Genomic DNA, 20,054 nt, shown 5'->3' with positions numbered 1-20,054 from the left:
TGTTAGTATTTTAAATCTATTATTGTATATTTGCCTGATAACCAATTAATAAATATTATGGCTAAATCAAAAAAACATTTGGGTAGGTATGTAGATCCACGTACCGATTTCGGTTGGAAATTTTACTTTGGTAGAGAGGACAACAAAATCTTACTAATTGAGTTTCTCAATAGTCTATTTCAGGGAGATAAGATAATTTCGGATCTAAGATATAAGCCTGTAGAACAAGATGGCGACTATGAGGAAATGCGTCGTGTTGTATTTGATTTACATTGTATCGGCCGCGATGGCGAGGTTTTCATCATTGAGATGCAGCAGCTCTTTCAAGAATTTTTTAAGGATCGCGCGGTGTATTATACCTCACGTCTGATCAATAAACAATTAGCGCGAGGGAAGAAGGGTAGCGATTATTACCTACCGGAGGTTTACTTTATTGGTATTTTGGAGTTTGACATGGATAGAAACGGAAGTTCTGGTATATCCCGTGTCACAGAACGCCCTTATTTTTATGATGTGGCGCTGTGTGACAAATTGACCAAAGAAATATTTTATGATAAATTGGGGTATAAAATGATTTCGCTTCCATTGTTCAATAAACAGCCAGAGGAACTAAAGACAGTTATGGATCAATGGTTGTACTTACTTAAACACTTGAGTACCATGGATAGATTGCCATCATTTTTGGATAAAAGAATATTTGGTCTTATCTTTGAGATAGGAGAGATAGGTAAATTAACGGAGGAGGAACTCATGTCATACGAAGCAAGTTTAAAACATAAGCGCGATGCGGAGAGCGTAATCAATTCGGCCATGAAATCCGGAGAAGCTTTAGGTCACGCTAAAGGTTTGGCGGAAGGTAAAGCTAAAGGTGTGGCGGAAGGGGAGCGCAAAAAAGCGCTTGAGACTGCTAAAGCATTTAAGGAAATGGGACTACCTATAGCTGATATCGCTAAAGGCACAGGGCTTTCAGTCGAAGAGGTCGAAAAACTCTAAGGTTCTATAATTGCAGCTATCTTAAAGGTTTTCTGTCTTCTGTCTTGCATAACGGAATTAATTCTATTTGCGAAAAAGTCCTTAATTAATTCCCAGTTACCTATATTTGTTATCTGCTATTTTTTTAATAAAAGTCACAGTAGAAATTCCATTCTTCTGTTTTCGCATTTTTAGCAAAATACATCGTTCCGCTATCAACTACATTCAAATTTGCTTTGTCGTCGGATGCAATTTGAAATACAAATTCAAAGTCGTTGCCAAAATATACGCCTGGTTGACAAAAGCTTGGATAACCTCCAAGTTTGTGTCCATATTGATTCTCAGCTATATCATAGTAACCTTCAATTATTCCAGAATCTTCAAGTTTTAATATTTCATTTTCCATTTCACTTGTTAAACCACCTCTATCCCACACAGGATAATCTTCTTCTATTTTTGAAGGTTTTAGGGGGAATGGTTTTAGTCCTGAATCAGGATTGTATAATTCTTTAATTATTAATTTGTCTGATTTTTTATATTCGCGCAATAGCCATTCTTTTCCGTTGGCTGTAATATCCATTGGAAGTTCTTCTGCTACAAAAACAGTAATCACCTTTGTATCAGCTAAAATATCAGGTCTAATTTCAATATCTTCTAAGCAAAGTTGGAACAAAGGAAACATTAGATTTCCATTTTTGTCTTTCGGAATTTCTTCATCTTCTTTGTATAAGTAAACTTTTCCTATCCAACTTTCAGAAATAGAATTTGTAGGCCTAAAACCTCCTGTTTTAAATTCTATAGCTTTTCTTACAATCTGTTGCTTTATTTTTTCTACTTCATTCATTGTGAATCGCGTTTGGGCAATTGCAGGTAATAACTGTATTAGCGAAACTAATATACTAAAAGTAGTCTAGGAAGTGTATCAGATCTGATGCAAATTCTTATTTTTAATCATATTTGAAACTCCAGATGAAGCCATTAGAAGAAATTGATGTTTTTATTTTTGATACATTAACAGGTATTCTGTTTGATAAAGTGCCCGAGTACAAGAAAATTGTTGAAATGGGAGAAGATAGTTTTTTCTCAGATCGTTCAACATACTTATTTATGAATGAATTTGCGACATATCTTGGTGGCCAGATCGTAGCAGATCGCACAAGCCCTTTTGTCGAAAGTTCCTTTGATTATATCAATTATATTGGGCAAAGTCACAACTGTGAAATCATCAATATCGTGCATGTTGGTATCCTCGAAATATTATACACGGAGGAGGGAGTTGATCGAGAATGGGTCAAGATGAATCTCAGTGAAAAGCTACAACCTTATTTCAAAGCTTGGTCAAATTATTATAGGTAGGATATTATATTAGAACAGCAATTTATATCATATTTACATGTAATGAGAAAAGTAGTATTTCAAAACATAGACGAGAAAACAAAAAAACTTATGCTTTGTCAGGCAGAAGGCGGAGTTTATCTTTTTGGTTATTACAGCTTACAGGATAGTTCTGCAGATTGGGATCATTTCTCTTACACTATGGAAGATGCAATGGAATGCTGCTTTGAAGAATATGGTGTTAATCGAGAGGATTGGATAATAATTGAAGATCAACCTAAAAATTGTCAACAGGACTTTATTATTCCAACAAGGATAAAAGGCAGAGAAGATGGAAATCCTGCGTTCGGACAATTACAACAATTCATTAAAGGACAGTGGGCAGACTATGAAATACCAGCGAAATGTATAAGTTTTGGTGGACATACAGGTGACCAGAGATTATTGACCACCAGACTTGTATTTGAGTATGAGAAGGCTTTAATCGAAGATAAGGAAAAAGCAATAAAAATTTTGACAGCAGTAAACTTTGAAAGACCTTTGATTGATCAATTATTGGATAAACATAACACGAACCAGCACCTATGAAATTAAATGAGATAAAAAATATACAAGATTTCCAGCGATTTCTATTCCAACAAAAGAATGAAAATTTTGTTCAGCCAGATGATTCTGATTATTCAAAAACAGTCTGCGGAACTGATTTCAGATCTGAAATTCTGTATATTTTACCATCGACTCAAACATTGGAAAATATCCGGTTTTATGACAACCTGAAAATTATCACCATCAATAACTATAAGATTGACCGTAAAAATCTTGAGATATTGAAAAAGTATAAGAATAATTTAATAGATGTTAGCCACTTACATATTTGGAACATCAAACAAAATGATTTGGATTTAATTTCATTGTTTCCAAATTTGACACATTTATTAATTTCACATGTCAAAAATGCAGACTTTTCATTTAACCGCTTAGATGAACTAATGAATTTGACCACGCTTTGTCTTTTAAGTCTAAACAAAGTATCAGACTTCAATTTCTTGCCAAACGTTTCAAAATCCAGAATTAAAAACCTTTCATTAACTTATACTTCAAACCTTAAAAGCTTGAATGGGATTGATAAGTTCGAAAACCTTGAACACTTATCCCTCTTTGCATCAACAACAGAGAGCAACAAAAAAGTGGATCTTGAAGATTTATCAGGAATTGAAAAACTATCAAAACTTAAAACATTTGAAATTGGTTATTTTCGGTTTAACAATACGGAAATGGCCAACAGACTTTCGGTTTTAACGGAATTAAAAGAGTTTGTTATTGATAATATCAAATATGCAAATAAATAACAAATGCGTTTGAATGAAATTACTGGTCTTATCTAGCGATTATGAAGTATAAAATATAGAGCCACGAATCCTAATAAAGATAACCAAGATATGAAGATACAATTGACAATGATTGTCCTGCTGACAACATTAACATTGACCAGCTGTGGACAAAATAATGATCATAAATCTGTACATAACTCGGCAGATACCACTTTTATAAAGTCATTGGAAAAAAGGGAATTAGGGAAAAGTAAATATTCTATTTCTTTACCCACAGATTATGCTATATATGAAACCAATGGAGAAGATTTTTCCGTTTACTATTTTAATCCTGCTGACACTACAAATCATACAGGTATTTCGGGGGGGCTTGTATTTCGGTAATCATCCTAGCCAATTTCCAGCTAAAAGCAAAAGTTGCAAAACCGAGCATCTGAAAAATGAAATATTTGATCAAGATGTAAGCTGGACCATTAATAACTGTAATGGAGACTATTCAATTCAAAGCATAATGTATAGCAAAAGCGGCGAGGGGTGGAATGAATTGGTTCATATGTTTGGCAATGCAAAATCGACTGAAGATCTGGACAAATTACTGTTTATTTTTTCGTCAATGAAAAAAATGGTAAACATAACAGAATTAGAAAGATGAAAATTAACTATTCGTTTGTAGTATTTTTATATACCTATTTGCACCAAATAGACCTTTCTTTAGATAGAAGTAGGTGGGAACCTCTTGGTAATCTGAGGGATTTTTATCGAAGCCAAATTTCTCCTCAAAAAGTTGCAAATTATCTCATTGATAATTTGGGACTAGATGTTAAAAAATTGAATAATTTGATTTTTATCGGTGAAGAGTCTTTGTGGGATAAAATTAAAGATTCATTATTATCTTCCTTCAAGAGAGATGTTATTTTGGAAGACGATAAAATATACTTTTTATGTCAGAAATTATTGCTTTTGGATAATTTCTTAGCAGATGGAGAACAAGTGCACAAATTAGAAATTGAGAAATTAAGGATAGAGTTTTCTAAACTAAATTATGGTACAGTCAAATTTAAACTTGCAAAAAAAGATCGTTTAAAGGCGAACAACATTGAACATTTCCTACAAAATAAAACATTGAGCACAATTAAAATTTGTGAGTTTAATAAAGGTTATTTTTAGATCAAAAGCTTATGCAGTTAAAAAAAGCACATGTGATATTTATGAAATACCATTTATTGGAATGTCAAATGAAGAAGCTATTTTTAAAAATAGAATCTTTTCAGAATTTATTGAGGGGCTTACCTAATGTTTAGAAACAACTTAAAGTTTAGTATCCAACAATTTATTTCCGCAAAATAAGAGCATATGATAGAAATCAACAAACATCAAAATATGCGCACGCTTGCCATTGCACTATTTTCGGTGGTATTTATTTTTTCGTGTATCTCTTGTACTTCCCTATCGCCTAAGTATTTAGCACAAACTGCTGCGGCGCATAGCGTTTCGATGGTACGATTGAAGGAGATATACATCTTTGATAATTATCCCCAGAAGATAATAGGCCATAATAATAGAATTGAGGAGAAGAGTGCGGCCTATAATGAATATTGCCTATGGAACTATATTGAGCCTAATTACTATAAAACTGATAGTCTGCACTATCTTTACGAAACTTCATTGGAGCTCATCAAAAAAAATAAGATCCATTTCAAACTAATTGATTCCTTAGGAAATGTCGTGCGTGAAAGAACGAGGAAAGTTAAGCCCGAATCGCAAAACTTTGTTTCTTTCAGAAATACCGACCTTGACATCTATGTATTAGTCAATAGATTCTTTACCAAAACTATTTGCTTTGCACTAGATAACCATGGTGATTTAGTCGTGCCCAGTGAGTCGACAGCAGCAGGTTTTCTTATTCTCTTTCCGCTCGCCGGCGCCCTTAACCATGATGTATATACTTATCGTCGTGTGGATACAGTCGCCAATTGAAAAATATAGATCGGAAAGAAATAATTTTAGCGGATTTGTTTCCGTAATTCAACTATTCTTGAAAGACATTTTTGGTATGTCATTTTTTAGTATTCCTTAATTAGATGCAATTGAAGAAAACCGTTTTTAAGCTTCTGTCCTTTGTACCTGAACGTTGAACTTAACTCCTCATTGTTTGCTAAAATTGCTCCAGCTCCAGTGATTATAGGACTGACGTTAAAATAGATATCTGTAATCAAATCCTTGTCTAAAAAAGCGTTGAAAGTACCTGTTCCACCTCCGACGGCTATTTCACGCACTCCTTTTGTAGACATATATGCAATTGCCTCTTCAGGACTTGCTACAGTCTTGTAGCCATCAGCCGTATAAGATTTATCGGCCAATACGATGATTTCTATTCCATTAAAATGTTCTTTTACTTGATCTGGAAAATTTAGAAAATTTTCAAATGTTTTCAATCCTATTACTACATTTCCAACCTGCCTTACAAATTGTACGTAAAATTCCATCGCTTCCAGTGGTAGTTTATGATGCGGGTTATCGGATATCAAAATTCTTCCATTAGCCGAAATGTTTGCGATTACTGTTACTTTCATAACGATTTTTTTAAAATTTCTGTACCACAAAACTATTGGATATTGAATATATATTTACTATTCATTACCTTTAGGAAAGTAACTATCTGATGTGCAATAAAAATATTGATAAAGAAACTATATTGGCATTAAAAGATGGCATTGAATTGCTCAGTGGTAAATGGAAATTTTGTATCCTGCACAATTTGCAGAAACACGGCACAATGCGGTTTAAAGATCTGCAAGAAATGGCTCAGGGAATATCCCCAAAAATTCTATCCAACGAACTTCAGGAATTAGAAGATAATTTACTGATTAGTAGAACGGTTAATGACACCAAACCTGTGACAGTTTCTTATGCGCTTACCGGATATGCGAAAGAAACGGAAGAAGTTGCAAATGCTTTAATTAAATTTGGTCTAAAGCATAGAGATAAAATTAAAGCAAAATGACGTTTCTAAGATTTGTAGTTTGTACTGCCTAAAAGTGGCTAAGTTCTCCAACCTTCCGACTAACTTTTCAGGCTCACTACTACCTGAAATCGAAAAAGTATACTGACACAAATTATCTTTCATATCTTCTTGGAAGCCCTTGCGGTTGGGTTATATATTGGAATTGAAGATCCAAATGGAAAAACAGATATTCATAGTCATATTCCATGTTATGGGTTAGATGATTTGGGAGCTTGCGGTGCAGAATTATCATCATTTATTGAAAATATTAAAGCTGACAATTTAGTTTTATATCAATAAGAGGATGGAAAATATAATTGGATAGAATCATTTGAATTTGAAAACCTCGATAACTGTAAAATGTTTTCATGGAGATTAATCGCGACGTCACATAATAGCAGTTTTTTCCCTTGCACCCGAATACATACATTTGAAAAAATAATACGGTTGTCATTATCGAAGAGTGGGTTAATCTGGAGTATTCGTGAGGCTGATAACAATATATGATGAGCTAACGCATCATCATCCTGATTCTTTTTTTCAATAATGGAATATTTCATCATCTTGACAAGACGATGAAAGATATAAATGTAAATTTGGACATGAGTAAAATTTTGCGAGAACAGTTCCGAAAATATATCGATATAACAGATGTCGAGTTTGATTATATCTTGAGCCATTTTAGCTTTAAGAAATTCAAAAAGCATCAATTCCTCATACAGGAAGGTCAGTTCGTATTAAATGATTATTTTTTGCTCTCTGGCTGTGTGAAATCGTATTATACTGACGAGATCGGGAAAATACATATTCTTCTTTTCGCTATTCAGGATTGGTGGATCACAGATTACGAAGCCTATTATTATCAAAAGAACGCAAAAGTAAATATTGATTGTCTGGAAGATACCGAAGTGCTATGCCTTAGCAATGAAAACAGAGAAAAGCTCTGTCGCGAATTCCATCAAGTCGAACATTTTTTCAGAAAGAAAACAAACCGCAGGAACGTGGCGTTGCAAAACAGAATCCTATCGTTATTGAGCAGCTCTGCAAAGCAACGTTATGAAAAGTTTGTACAGGAGTATCCATCGTTGGTGCAAAGGTTGCCAAAGCACATTTTAGCTGCTTATCTTGGTGTAACAAGAGAAACACTGAGTCGCTTATACTCGCCAAACAATTGATCTACCTCACATTTTTTTTGTGAGGTACGTCCTTTCTATCTTTAAAGAATACCCTGAATTTTGTCTTGTCAAACTAAAAATCAAGCACAATGACAACATTTAACATTCAAACAGAAAGCAGCACTGTCAACTGGACAGGGAAGAAAGTTCTAGGCTTACACACGGGAACTATTCAAATCAAAAATGGTTTTTTGAGTTTTGAAAACGATGAGATCATCGATGGAGAAATACATATTGACATGACTTCAATTGTAATCACCGATATTTCTGACAAATCTATTTACAAGGAGTTTTTTGATCATTTAAACCACGATGATTTTTTCTCGGTCGATCAATTTAAGACAGCATCTTTGAAAATCAACAATGGAAGAAAGGAAAATATGCATTACATCATTAGTGGCGATCTGACCATTAAGAATATTACACAGCCCATTCATTTTACGGCAACTGTAGAAATATTCAGCGATTTCTTGCATGCATTGGGCGAAATCAAAATTGACCGTACGTTGTACAATATTCGGTATGGTTCCGGAAAGTTTATTCCGAATCTGGGTGACAAGTTGATTTACGATGAGTTTGTACTACAGTTCAAATTAGTTGGGCAACGCTAAATTTATTCATATGTGGACAAAAACAAAATTCACTAAACTTCTTGAGATAGATTTACCCATCGTTCAAGGTCCCTTTGGTGGAAAATTATCCTCGGAGGACCTTACAGCACTAGTTTCAAATAAGGGCGGATTAGGGTCTTACGGTGGGCAGCCTTATGGTGCTGCCGAACTTATTTCTATTTCTAGAGGCATCAGAAAATTGACCTCAAAACCATTTAACATTAATCTATGGGTTAATGATCAAGATGCTACGGCAGGAGATTTTGAAGAAAGGGATTTTCAGCAAGTTATCAAACTTTTGGAGCCATACTTTGAAGAGGTCGGTGCAGAACCACCCACATTTCCTTTGCCAGGCAGTCCTAAGTTTGAGGAGCAGATTGAAGCTATTTTTGAGATAAAGCCAGCGGTTTTTAGTTTTGTTTATGGCATACCCTCTGAAACAATTTTGGAGAAATGTCGGCGCTTAGGAATTATAACGATAGGAACTGCTACTACGTTAGATGAAGCTATCGCTATAGAACATGCAGGAGTAGATGCCGTGGTAGCCACAGGATTTGATGCAGGTGGGCATCGGGTTTCATTTCTGGATAAACCTGAGGAAAGTTTAATAGGAACGTTTTCATTGATTCCGCAAGTCGCGGATACCTTAAGAATCCCTGTCATAGGCGCTGGCGGTATTGCTGATGCCCGTGGGGTAAAAGCGGCAATGGCATTAGGTGCCGATGCGGTACAAATAGGAACTGCTTTTCTCGCTACACGGCAATCTGGCGCAAGTAAAATACATCGTGAAAAATTATTCTCAAAAGAAGCCCGTTATACAACATTGACCAAAGTTTTTACTGGAAGGTTGTCACGAGGAGTGAAAAATCGCTTGACAGAGGAGTTGAAAGAATTTCAAAATAGTTTTGCCCCTTATCCATTACAAGGAAAAATTGTTGGTAAACTGGGAGCTTATCCTGCAAATTCCGAATCGAATCCTGAATTGAAATCGTTTTGGGCAGGTCAGGCAGCCTCTATTCTCCAATATCATGATGCAGAAAAACTGATTGCAGCTATTATTGCTGAAATGGAAAGATAGATGGCTATGTCTTCCAGTTGAATCCAGAATTGGGGACGCTGATTCATCAAAATCCATTAACGGGTATGGAAAAGCATGAAGTGCGTATGGCGATTTCCAAGACTAATGACAAGCTTATTGTCGGAACCTACGGAAATGTCTTCGCTCTAGATGCCAATGACATTAGTAAAACATTATGGCAAAATCCCTTAAAGGGCCAAGATACCGGCATTGTATCTCTTATAGTAGGATCAGAAAATGTATTTGCCGGTACTGGTGGTTTTGTAAATTCCTTACAACTTTCCGATGGTACAACAATTGGAAAAAATTCACTATCCGGAATGGGAACCGCTGAGGTACGCTTAGCCCTATCTTTAGATGAAGCAACTCTTGCTGTTGGCCTTAGTGGAAATGTAATCTGTTTAGATGCAAGTAATATTAATAAAGTAATATCGTCCAACTCTTTATCAGGTCAGGGCCAGGAAGTAGTCAATTTAATAGTCCAGGACAATGTAATATATGCAGGTACCAATGGTTTTGTCAACGCTATCGATGTAAAGAGTGGTCAAATCCTACAGACCAATGAACTAAAAAGGCTCGGTCATCTTGAGGTACGCTTGTGCTTGTCAGCTGACGGTACCACTATTTATGGCGGTACAAACGGAAAAATTGTATCGATGGATGTCCAAAATCTGGAAAATTCAAAATGGATAAGCACACTGCAGGATGCTGATGGAAATGTTGTCAGTATGGTAACGGATTATGATGGTTTTATTTATGGTGGTTCTTCGGGAAGGATTAGCCAGTTGGAACCTGTCGAAGGAAAAATAGTGAACACAAACAATTTACCCGGACGAGGAGTGAATGAAGTTCGTTTATCCCTTGGGCAGAATCAGGTTAATCTTTATATAGGTACAAATGGCTACGCAATTGGTACTTCGGAACTGGGTGCCGCCACGCTCAATAAAAATAACTGGATGGAAGCTATTGGTGCGATAATAAAAGATATGCAGGTTAAGGACATGCTGATTCCCGGAACTCATGATTCTGGTTCTTATGGTATTAATGCAAATTCGGCTTTTAGTCCTGAAACTGATTTACCTGAATGGGTAAAAAAGATCAGAAATTCCATCAATCCGCTCTATTTGACTATGGGTGAGGTTGTTGCTTCTTGGGCGAAAGCGCAGGGACAAACTGCATTGGCTCAGTTGATCGGTGGTGTAAGGTATCTTGATCTTCGTCTTTCCCTAAACCCAAACGACAAAGAACCAATTTGGATAAGTCACAGCCTATACAGCGTCCCGTTAACCGCAGTTATATCCGCTGTTAATTCTTTTATTACCAATAACCCCAAGGAAATTGTCATTTTAGATCTAAATCATTTCTACGATCTTGACAATTATCATGATCAGATTGTATCTCTATTGTCTCAGGCATTCGGAAATAAGATGGCCATTGCAAGTTTAGGGAGCGATGTAACCGTGAGTCAGCTTTGGGAGGCTGGTCAGCAGCTATTGGTATTTTATGCTAATGACGCAACCTGTGAAAAGTATCCTTTTTTGTGGAAGGAAAAGAATCTTGATTCGCCTGGATATAGTCCGACGTCATCGGAGGAATTACTTGCAGACCTAAATACGAATTTACAAAAGCTTTCAGGTGATGCCTTTTCCTATATCCACGGGCAACTTACGCCAGATCTTAATATGATTAAAGACGGTCTAATACCCTTTAATGGAAAACCTTCCTCTTTAATGGGATCTGCTGAACAGAACAATCCAATATTCATGAACTGGGTTAAACAGCAAGCCTATACTTCTAAGCTCAATATTATCGCATCTGACTGGGTCTTTACATTGGATGATTTTATTTCCCACTGTATCCTTGTCAATAAAAGTAGGGCAACTAACTAGAAATTCAGAATTTTATCGAATATACTCGAGATGACTCGCTTAAAGATAATTTTGACACTAAAGCAATTTCAAAAGGGAGTTCAATAAGTAGTCGATCTTTTTGAAATTAGCTCCTAACTTTTCAAATGAAAAGTCAGCAAATTTTAAATTTGCTGACTTTCCCTATTATTTAAACTTGATTTGACTGATAAAGTTTTATCGATCATATATCCCGCCAGTAGCTCACGAAAAAAGATTGACGATGGTTAAGTTTTGATTTCACACCCCATCGAAAAATTGACGTGATCAACTAATCTGTAAAAACTATGCCGGCTATGAAAATTGTGCCTTTGGCAATAGCCGCATTATGCAGCTGATGGAAGATGTAAAGATCGATCTCTCATTTAATGTGCATGCAATCCAGGAATAAAAAAGGATAAACAGCTCGTTCGAATAATTGAATATAAAGAATCTTATTGAATTATTCCTCTGACACAGTTCACGTTACAGTCTCAATTATTATGGAAATAGATCTTGCATCAGTCTATCGTTTTATTTTCGATTCTTATATTATATAGGAGATAAGTTTTTGATCTACAATCCTTTTATACTCGGAATTCTTGGACTACATCTTTTAAACGAGACTATGTATTTGAAAATTATGAATGATATTCATATATAAATTTATTTGAGCTAATTGGATTATTTTAAACGATTCGTTTTGAGAAAGAGTCCCGATGATATAATGGTAAGTTTGGGGTTTCCCGTTGAACTATCAAATTCAAAAACTAACCCATCTTTTGAAGAAGCATCTTGGAAAAACGTAAATTCCGAATCTGGATAAAACGTTGTAATTTCTCCTGCGTTGTCAATAACATCTAAGGCACCATTTTTAGAAGATATCATAAAATATTGATTATTATCCACTTCTAAAACATACTTGCCTTCGTATTTCTGAAGCTTATCTGAAGAGATCGTAATTGCCTTTCGTTCAATCCGTTTTGGAATTTCATAGGGTTTGCCATCGAGTATTTTGACTACATCTGCTGTTATGGATTGGAAAGGCATATCCGTATAGTTGCTTAAAAATATGAAATCATATCCAGACTTTTTATTCTTGTAAAAATATGCTCTATAACCTGGTCTACCTCCCGCTTGAGCCAAAATATCATTTTCATCAAATAGTTCATTGGATAAATCCCTCGGCAAATGTTCACCATTGAAAGCCGTTTGTGAGAATTTATATAGATCTGAAATTGTTGATAGATAATTGCCGGTTTCAAAACGGTCCAAGGATGTGGACGTCGATTTGATTATTTTTCCTTCATCATTTTCAAAGCCAGGGGCAAAGTTTTTAAATACACTTTGATCATTGTACTCCGATGTATTCCTCAGTTTCATCGGGTTAAAAATCTCCTGTTGTATAAAGGATAAATATCCATGATCAGAAATTCGTTCAATGATATTGTGGAGTAGTAGAAAACCAATATTCGAGTACAAAGTTTTGGTACCCGGTTCAAAAAGTAATTGTTCCTTTTTCGCAAGTTCAATTAGTTGTGGCCCTGATATCTTGTCAAATTTCTCGTAATCTTTAATTTCCCTAGGCAATCCAGATTGATGGTGCATTAAATGCTTTACTGTAATTTTATCTCCGTCTGCGAAGCCCGGAAAAAACTTTGATAATTTGTCATTGAGTGCAATTTTGTTTTGTTGAACTAATTTTAAAATTCCATACTTAACAAAGACTTTTGAAACAGAAGCTATAATAAATTTACTTTCCTTTTTTATCTTTAATTCATTCGGTCCATCAGGAATATTGTATGTTGCCTTGAAAAAAGGGTTTCTATCCTTTACGACAACCAGATTACCATTAAACTGCTTCAGTTTCGTTAAAGCAGTGAAATATTCATTTAATTGTTTCTTTTTAGTGGATAGACTATCCTTATCTACAGTCGCTTGTCCATATATTTTCACCCAGGTTAAAGTGAAAAATATCCATATTAAGAATTTTATTTTCATTCTTTTGATTTTTATTGATAGTCATACTGCGTTTAAAAACACCTTCTTTGCTTTACGAGCCTTCCTACTATTTTTCTGCATAATTTTAAAAAGTTCCTTTGAAAAAAAAAGGCTCCAGCTTTTCAAACAGATCCCCAGCACGGTTACAATTTGTAAGAAAGACAAATCCGGACTTTTTGTCTTTGTACATGATAAAATAGGCCGTGAAATCTCCGTTATTTCCGCTATGCATATAGCGTGTTCCATAAGGCGTATTTTTTATTCCGATTCCTAATCCCCAATACGCTGCGTCATCCCAGTCTGGGACTTTTACCTGCGGCTTAAACATTTCGTCAACATTCTTTTTGGAGAGTCCTTCATCATTCATTAATCCGATCATAAACCGGGCATAGTCAATTGCATTGACTCTTAATGTACCTGCAGCACCAAACTCTTCAAACTTTTTTACAGGCTGTTTTTCGTTGATACCGTCTTTTTGTTTGTAGCCTGTTGCCCGATATTTGCTGATATAATCATTCCACCAATAATAAGCATGTTTCATTTTAAGCGGTTTACAAACTTCATCGTAAAAATAATGATCCAGTTCCTGTGGCGTTTTTTTAAGTAAATGCGCCACCACGCTCACCAAATACTGATAAGCTTCCCCCGAATAGGAAAAACCTGTTCCTGGTGTAAATTTCAGATATAAATCCCCTTTTTTTATATTTAGCTTGGGATCCGCTAAATCCCATTCTCTCCAGTTCGGCAGCCCAGTTGTATGGGACAAGACCATTCTTGCTGTTATTAATTTATATCTATCATCGTATTCGAGATCTTTATTAGCCAGATATCGATATAGTGGTGTATCTAGGTCTAGTAATCCTTTATCGACCAACTTTAGAACAAGGTAAGCAAACACGGTCTTGCTCATGGAAGCGGCTTCAAATATCGTATTTGGTTTTACTTTTCTGTGGGTTTCAAGATCTGAAAATCCAAATTCATTCGTATATACAATTTTCCCATTATTTATAAAAGCTACAGTGAGCCCCGGCAGTTTCATCGAGTCCATCTGCTTCTGAAGGAAGCTATCCATTGAATTCCTACTGATCCGCTTGCCGCTTAATGAAATTACCTGTGCCTGGCTATCTAAAAAAATTACCAGACAAAAAAAGAATATAAAAGACAATTTAAGTTTCATGATCATAGATTTTTATTTTACCTAAATGCAAATAACTTTATTCCATTTACTTTCAATATGTTTAAAATTTATGCCGATGCTCGAAATACTCCTTTTTAGTAGACCAATAAATTGATTATTAATCTTAAATTTATCCATTGATAATCGGTCTTGACTCTCTATAATATATAATGTAAGATACAATTCTTTTAATAATTATAATTTAGCTAAAAACTGTCTATCTCTTTATTCTAGCAAGTAGACCCTCCAGTATTTCATCTTTTTCATCCAGTAAATGGTCCTGAATGTTGATATCCGGAACAAGCCCTTTTAGTGATTCATCGCCATTCGGTCTTATGATGTATCCTTTGGGAACTTTGACAGTTATGGAGGTTCGGGGAAGACGAAAGGCGAACTGGGATGCATACAAAGTAGGTGTGTCACCTGTTTCTTCACCCACTATAATACCGAACTGGTAATCTTGAATAAGTGCAGCGCTTACTGCTGCCATTGAATAAGTTTGCCTGTTTACCAAAACGTAGATCTGGCCGGTAAAACGTTTGCTTTTTTCTACCGGTTGGTATGCCGGAAAGTCAAAAGATATAATTTTGCCATCTTTATTCCCAAGTAACACTTGTGAAAAACTTTCCAGCGTATCTGTTGGTTTCCGGACGTGTTCTTTAAGAATTTTACTGGTCTTTACCGAAAATTTTGAATACCATTTGAACGGTTTTTTAGCAAAATAAGAGATGAGGAAATTACTATATGCGTCGTCACCACCGGGGTTATTTCTCAGATCGATTATTAGATCTTTGGATCCTTGTCTTTTAATTTTTTCAAATGCACCCGCTATTTCTTTTTGGTATATTTCAAATCCCTCAGACTGAGCACTGCTCATCATTCCTGGATTGAGATAGGCTGTGCTTCCATAGAACTGGAGGGATCTTTTAGGGTTTATAATTTCACCACCTCTTTTTTCTTCATATGCTATTGCAGCGATTGCTCGCACTGTTAATTCTTTAATTTGCCCATTTTTATTTATTAATTCTATTATCCAGCTTTCTTTATTTCCATACCGTTGAAAGTAGATTCTCGGAAATGACCAAAATTCTAATTTTGCATTTTTAAAATAAGCCCTTTCTGCAGAAATTAAAGGATATAACTCAGTTTGAATGCTATTGATTCCAATCCCATCAATACTAATAAGCTCATCGCCTTCAATCGACTCTTTTATAGAAGAGAAATTTTTACGGATAAAAGTCCGATTATTTTCAAAAGAAAGCTCAAGTGGAAAGACAGTACCGCCGGATTGAAGATATTCAATATACGAGGCAGCAGGAAAGTCTATTTCACAGTGTCCCGTATTGGCAAAACTCACTAAGTGTTGATAGAGCGATACGGTCTCCAACAGATTCAGGGAATCATGCGTCAAGCTGGATTTTAATGTAATATACAAACTGTCATAGCTCAATTTGTTTTGATATGCATAGAGATCATAATGAGCTTGCTGTAAGGTGTAATACAGATCATTTAAGTCGTCCTGTACAGCTTGTTTCGGAAATTTTTGTCCGAAAGCTATTGTATAGTTGCAAAGTATAATCAAAACTATTTTTTTTAACATCATTATGAACATTTAATCCTATGACAACTGAGTATCCACTTTTATTACATCCATATGATAGCTGCTCCGGTACTTGAAAACCTGTCCTCGGATAACACAAAATTTAACAACGTATAGACTAAAGATTTCGCTATCAGATACCAATTTGATACCCCTCTGGCACAGATCCTAGGTTGCCTGTCGTCGAAAAGCGGAGTAGGGGAAGCCCATACTTTTCCAGAATAGCCGTTATATAATTACCCCAAAAGATAAAGAAGCAGCAGAATTATTGGAGTATAATAAAGCTACTGATGACGACTTAATTTAACTGGTTTTGACAGAGGAGCAATTTAATGCATTAAATTGCGACGGTATTTTTTCTAGTTTAAATGAAATTCTTGGAAACATTCAATATGCTCATTTCATGGATTTCTTAGCTCCTGTATTTTAATACGGTTTCCCGTAACCAGTCCTACTTTCAAACCAATACCTTAGCCCTACGGTTTGTAAAAATCTTGAAAGTTAATATCTGTAAACATATTAATTCAAAATAAATAATGTATATTAGGCTTGGGTATTAACCTTGCCCGATTGAAAAGTAGTATGCCATGATAGTAACCACGACCAATTCCATCAAAGGGAGGGAGATTTCACGATATAATGATCCAATAGCAGCTAATGTTGTCATCGGCACCAATATCTTTAGCGATATAGGCGCGAGCTATGTAGATTTCTTTGATGGTTGCCCCATTAGGTGAAATAACAGTCTGAGCTTGAAAAAAGGTAAAAGCTACTAGTTGATATTATAATAGAAATATGAAATTAGCTTATTGTACGACCTTGTTTGTATGCCAAAAAAATGTGAAAAATTTTGGTATTTACGAGTTGAGCGAACAAGTCAGAGACTTCCTAATAAATGAAGCAACTAGAGAAGAAGTTGATGAATTTCTAAGTAGAAAATATGAAATAACAGTATAATGAAAATTAAGAATGGACTTTGACGCACTATTAAAACAACTTCAAGTTTGGACAAATAAAGTTCCTTTAATTATATTAGGTAGTGGGGGCTCCGTTCCTTTTGGCTTACCGTCAATGTGGATACTTGGAGAGCATTTGAAAAACACATTACATTTTAACGATGATGTCGATAATACTCAACTTGAAGCATTTAAAAAAAGTCTTGATGAGACTCAAGACTTGGAAAAAGCGCTATTGAGTATTCAACTCAATGACAATGTTCTGAAAGCTGTAATTAAAGCCACTTGGGGATTGATTTCGGAAGCCGATTTGACTGCCTACGAGCGGTTTATTTTGAATGGTAAAGAAGTTCCATTAGTGATATTGATGAAACATTTGCTTTCAACTACCAACAAAAAGCTTTCTATAGTAACAACTAATTATGACCGCATTGCAGAATATAGTGCAAGTATAGCAGAAGCATTTATTTGTACTGGCTATGCCCAAAACTACATCGGACATTTTTCAGATAACATTCACACAAATGCTATGGCAAACATGAAGGGATATAATGGACAAGTTAATATTTGGAAAGTTCATGGTTCTTTGGATTGGTTTGAAACACCGAGCAAAGACAATATTCATTTGCCTTTGCGTAAAGGTATTCCCCAAGATTACAAACCATTAATTGTAACGCCAGGACTTAGTAAATATGCCGAAACGCATAATGAACCATATAGAACAATTTTCGCACAAGCAGATAAAGAAATCCAAAATGCAAATGGTTATATGTGTATTGGATACGGCTTTAATGATGTTCACGTACAACCAAAACTTATTCAACAAATAAAGACAAAACCAATCATTGTAATCACGAAAGAACTGACTCCCAAAACGAAAGAAACAATAATTGATGGAGGATGTAAGAATTATATCTTAATGGAAGAAAGCAATGGGAAAGACACCAAAGTATACTCATCAAGTCAAGGAGAACATATAATTGAAGATGTTAGCTATTGGAATTTAGCAGAATACCTAAAACGAATACAATAATATGGCAATATTCACTTTTGAAGACAATTCTTCTATCGGAACAGTTTTTAGTGTTGATACAGCAACATTAATCATAAAGGTTGATGAGCTTGAAAAACTAAGAAAGCTACAAGTCAATCACTTGGTAGCAATCCAAAGTTCAAAAGCTGGACAGCATTTAATTGGAATTATAAATCGTATAACTCGTAAGGTTTCTGATGAAGAACAACCACGAGTAGAAGATTTAGGACTAACCAGTTTTCTTTTCACTGAAAATATTTTGAAAGTGAATTTGATTGGCACTTTGTTGAATAAACACGGAGAAAAAGAAAACGTTTTTAAAAGAACACTTGACACAGTTCCTGAAATTGAAGCTAATTGTTATCCGATAGACGGAGAGAATATTACCAAATTTATGCAAACTATTTCCACAAAAGAGAATTATGAAATTCCTCTTTCAATCGGAAAGTATTCCATAGATGAAAATGCCGAAGCATTTTTGGACGGAGATAAACTATTTCAACGCCACGCAGTAATCGTTGGTAGTACGGGTTCGGGGAAGTCTTGGTGTGTCGCCAAAATCATTGAACAAATAGCAAAGTTGCCAATGGCAAATTCTATTTTATTTGATATACACGGAGAGTACAGCGGAGCAAACTTTAAAGCTGAAGGAATACAACATTTGAGAATTGCCAATCCTTCAGATTTGGGTAAAAAAGGCAATCTTGCAAACGGTGTTTTGATGTTGCCTTACTGGTTATTGACTTATGAAGAAATGTTAGCAATGTTACTTGACCGTAGTGATAGTAATGCTCCAAATCAAGCAATGGTTTTTTCGAGAACTGTCTATACAGAGAAAAAAAACTACCTTAAATCAATGGGAGATACTGTATTTACCGACAACTTAACAATTGACAGTCCAATACCTTATAAATTAGAAGCTGTATTAGACGAACTTAAACGATTGGATACAGAGCGTGTTGCAGGTTCTACATCATCAGGTAAAAATGGAGATTTTAATGGTAAACTATCTCGTTTTATTCAACGTCTTGAAGCAAAAAGAGATGATAAACGTTTAGGGTTTTTATTTCAAATATCCGATGATGAATTACAATTAGATTGGTTGAACGATTTTTGTAGCACGTTGATGCACGGTTCGGAACTTAATGGTAAAAAATCAGGGGTGAAAATTATAGATTTTTCCGAAGTTCCGTCAGATATTTTGCCTTTAGTAATTGGCTTAGTTGCAAGAATTGTTTTTACCGTTCAGCAGTGGACAACAAAAGAAAACCAACACCCAATTTGCTTGATGTGTGATGAAGCTCATTTATATATTCCGGAAAGAACTAATCAAGACGGTGCTTCCGAACTTGGTTTGAAAAGTTTTGAAAGGATAGCGAAAGAAGGTAGAAAGTATGGAGTTAGTTTAACAGTAATTAGCCAACGACCAGCCGAAGTAAACCGAACTGTTTTAAGTCAATGCAATAATTTTATTTCGTTAAGGCTTGCAAATGCAGAAGATCAAGCTGTAATTAAAAAACTTTTACCAGATAATCTGACAGGTTTAACTGAAGTTCTTCCAATATTAGACATTGGTGAAGCATTGATAGTTGGAGATGCCTCATTATTGCCGACAAGGGTACTTATTTCTGAACCGATAATAAAACCAGACAGTGCAACAATTAAATTTTGGAAAGAGTGGAGTAATAAGGATTCTAAACAAGATATTAAGAATGCAGTCATTGGATTACGTAGGCAATCTAAATCTTAATTATTGTCTTTATCCAGAAGAATTGATACATCAGTGCTGTTATTTATTTCGGTGTACAATCCGTTGGGTAAGATTACAAGGTAGGCTTAGTGTTGATAAAGCATAAAAAAATAAAAGATCTTTTTCTTCTAAAACTTCAAGAAAT

21 protein-coding genes are annotated in these 20,054 nt (G+C 35.2%); 16 read left to right on the top strand and 5 right to left on the bottom strand.

Annotated features, from left to right (window positions below; all coding sequences use genetic code 11):
- Positions 1–57: 57 nt before the first annotated feature.
- Positions 58–993, top strand: a complete 936-nt coding sequence (locus BWD42_RS05245; protein ID WP_077433828.1) for an Rpn family recombination-promoting nuclease/putative transposase — start codon at positions 58–60, stop codon at positions 991–993.
- A 124-nt stretch (positions 994–1,117) separates the two neighbouring features.
- On the opposite strand, the gene BWD42_RS05240 is transcribed toward BWD42_RS05245, so the two are convergent.
- The gene (locus BWD42_RS05240) at positions 1,118–1,816 is read right to left on the bottom strand and encodes a DUF1963 domain-containing protein (RefSeq protein ID WP_077433826.1); all 699 of its coding nucleotides are present in this window, start codon (positions 1,814–1,816) and stop codon (positions 1,118–1,120) included.
- Positions 1,817–1,941: 125 nt separating this feature from the next.
- Between BWD42_RS05240 and BWD42_RS05235 the strand changes: the two genes are divergently transcribed.
- From BWD42_RS05235 to BWD42_RS05205, 6 genes are all read left to right on the top strand, one after another.
- The gene (locus tag BWD42_RS05235; protein WP_077433824.1) at positions 1,942–2,328 is read left to right on the top strand and encodes a hypothetical protein; all 387 of its coding nucleotides are present in this window, start codon (positions 1,942–1,944) and stop codon (positions 2,326–2,328) included.
- Positions 2,329–2,370: 42 nt separating this feature from the next.
- A complete protein-coding gene (locus BWD42_RS05230; protein ID WP_077433822.1) occupies positions 2,371–2,895 on the top strand; it encodes a hypothetical protein in 525 nt (174 codons plus the stop codon).
- Complete coding sequence (locus BWD42_RS05225; protein ID WP_077433820.1) at positions 2,892–3,656, top strand: hypothetical protein; 765 nt, start codon at positions 2,892–2,894, stop codon at positions 3,654–3,656. Before BWD42_RS05230 ends, BWD42_RS05225 begins: the two co-directional genes overlap by 4 nt.
- 90 nt (positions 3,657–3,746) lie before the next feature.
- A complete protein-coding gene (locus tag BWD42_RS05220) occupies positions 3,747–4,022 on the top strand; it encodes a hypothetical protein (protein WP_139351025.1) in 276 nt (91 codons plus the stop codon).
- A 264-nt stretch (positions 4,023–4,286) separates the two neighbouring features.
- Positions 4,287–4,805, top strand: coding sequence for a hypothetical protein (locus BWD42_RS05210; RefSeq protein WP_077433814.1), 519 nt, complete (start codon positions 4,287–4,289; stop codon positions 4,803–4,805).
- Between the two features lie 186 nt (positions 4,806–4,991).
- Positions 4,992–5,615 (top strand): hypothetical protein, encoded by a 624-nt coding sequence (locus BWD42_RS05205; RefSeq protein ID WP_077433812.1) that lies wholly within the window; start codon positions 4,992–4,994, stop codon positions 5,613–5,615.
- 86 nt (positions 5,616–5,701) lie between these two features.
- On the opposite strand, the gene BWD42_RS05200 is transcribed toward BWD42_RS05205, so the two are convergent.
- Positions 5,702–6,211 carry a dihydrofolate reductase family protein gene (locus BWD42_RS05200; RefSeq protein ID WP_077433810.1) on the bottom strand — a complete coding sequence of 170 codons (510 nt, stop codon included), beginning with the start codon at positions 6,209–6,211 and terminating at the stop codon, positions 5,702–5,704.
- Between the two features lie 89 nt (positions 6,212–6,300).
- Between BWD42_RS05200 and BWD42_RS05195 the strand changes: the two genes are divergently transcribed.
- The 6 genes from BWD42_RS05195 (at position 6,301) to BWD42_RS05170 (ending at position 11,395) form a co-directional block, all read left to right on the top strand.
- Positions 6,301–6,642 (top strand): winged helix-turn-helix transcriptional regulator, encoded by a 342-nt coding sequence (locus tag BWD42_RS05195; protein ID WP_077433808.1) that lies wholly within the window; start codon positions 6,301–6,303, stop codon positions 6,640–6,642.
- Positions 6,643–6,771: 129 nt separating this feature from the next.
- The gene (locus BWD42_RS24640; protein WP_175991961.1) at positions 6,772–6,942 is read left to right on the top strand and encodes a hypothetical protein; all 171 of its coding nucleotides are present in this window, start codon (positions 6,772–6,774) and stop codon (positions 6,940–6,942) included.
- A gap of 302 nt (positions 6,943–7,244) precedes the next feature.
- Positions 7,245–7,817 carry a Crp/Fnr family transcriptional regulator gene (locus BWD42_RS05185; protein ID WP_077435765.1) on the top strand — a complete coding sequence of 191 codons (573 nt, stop codon included), beginning with the start codon at positions 7,245–7,247 and terminating at the stop codon, positions 7,815–7,817.
- A gap of 89 nt (positions 7,818–7,906) precedes the next feature.
- Positions 7,907–8,428: a YceI family protein gene (locus BWD42_RS05180; protein ID WP_077433804.1), complete on the top strand. Its 522-nt coding sequence runs from the start codon at positions 7,907–7,909 to the stop codon at positions 8,426–8,428.
- A gap of 10 nt (positions 8,429–8,438) precedes the next feature.
- Positions 8,439–9,506, top strand: a complete 1,068-nt coding sequence (locus BWD42_RS05175; protein WP_077433802.1) for an NAD(P)H-dependent flavin oxidoreductase — start codon at positions 8,439–8,441, stop codon at positions 9,504–9,506.
- Between the two features lie 17 nt (positions 9,507–9,523).
- Positions 9,524–11,395 carry a phosphatidylinositol-specific phospholipase C domain-containing protein gene (locus BWD42_RS05170; protein WP_175991960.1) on the top strand — a complete coding sequence of 624 codons (1,872 nt, stop codon included), beginning with the start codon at positions 9,524–9,526 and terminating at the stop codon, positions 11,393–11,395.
- Positions 11,396–12,076: 681 nt separating this feature from the next.
- Here BWD42_RS05170 and BWD42_RS05165 read toward each other — a convergent pair.
- The 3 genes from BWD42_RS05165 to BWD42_RS05155 all read right to left on the bottom strand — a co-directional run bounded on the left by BWD42_RS05165 (position 12,077) and on the right by BWD42_RS05155 (position 16,005).
- Positions 12,077–13,393, bottom strand: coding sequence for a serine hydrolase domain-containing protein (locus BWD42_RS05165; RefSeq protein ID WP_077433798.1), 1,317 nt, complete (start codon positions 13,391–13,393; stop codon positions 12,077–12,079).
- An 85-nt stretch (positions 13,394–13,478) separates the two neighbouring features.
- Positions 13,479–14,570 carry a serine hydrolase domain-containing protein gene (locus tag BWD42_RS05160; protein ID WP_175991959.1) on the bottom strand — a complete coding sequence of 364 codons (1,092 nt, stop codon included), beginning with the start codon at positions 14,568–14,570 and terminating at the stop codon, positions 13,479–13,481.
- 217 nt (positions 14,571–14,787) lie between these two features.
- The gene (locus BWD42_RS05155) at positions 14,788–16,005 is read right to left on the bottom strand and encodes a S41 family peptidase (protein ID WP_175991958.1); all 1,218 of its coding nucleotides are present in this window, start codon (positions 16,003–16,005) and stop codon (positions 14,788–14,790) included.
- A gap of 752 nt (positions 16,006–16,757) precedes the next feature.
- On the opposite strand from BWD42_RS05155, the gene BWD42_RS25170 reads away from it, so the two are divergent.
- The 3 genes from BWD42_RS25170 (at position 16,758) to BWD42_RS05140 (ending at position 19,909) form a co-directional block, all read left to right on the top strand.
- On the top strand, positions 16,758–16,907 hold the full coding sequence (locus BWD42_RS25170) for a heavy metal-binding domain-containing protein (protein WP_077433792.1): 150 nt from the start codon (positions 16,758–16,760) through the stop codon (positions 16,905–16,907).
- Positions 16,908–17,139: 232 nt separating this feature from the next.
- The gene (locus BWD42_RS05145) at positions 17,140–18,159 is read left to right on the top strand and encodes an SIR2 family protein (RefSeq protein ID WP_077433790.1); all 1,020 of its coding nucleotides are present in this window, start codon (positions 17,140–17,142) and stop codon (positions 18,157–18,159) included.
- A gap of 1 nt (position 18,160) precedes the next feature.
- Entirely contained in the window at positions 18,161–19,909 is a 1,749-nt protein-coding gene (locus tag BWD42_RS05140) for an ATP-binding protein (RefSeq protein WP_077433788.1), read from the top strand.
- The last annotated feature ends 145 nt before the right edge of the window (positions 19,910–20,054 follow it).

Origin of the sequence: Sphingobacterium sp. CZ-UAM (assembly GCF_002000245.1) — a bacterium.
GTDB lineage: Bacteria > Bacteroidota > Bacteroidia > Sphingobacteriales > Sphingobacteriaceae > Sphingobacterium.
This window is presented reverse-complemented; position numbering and strand designations above follow the sequence as displayed.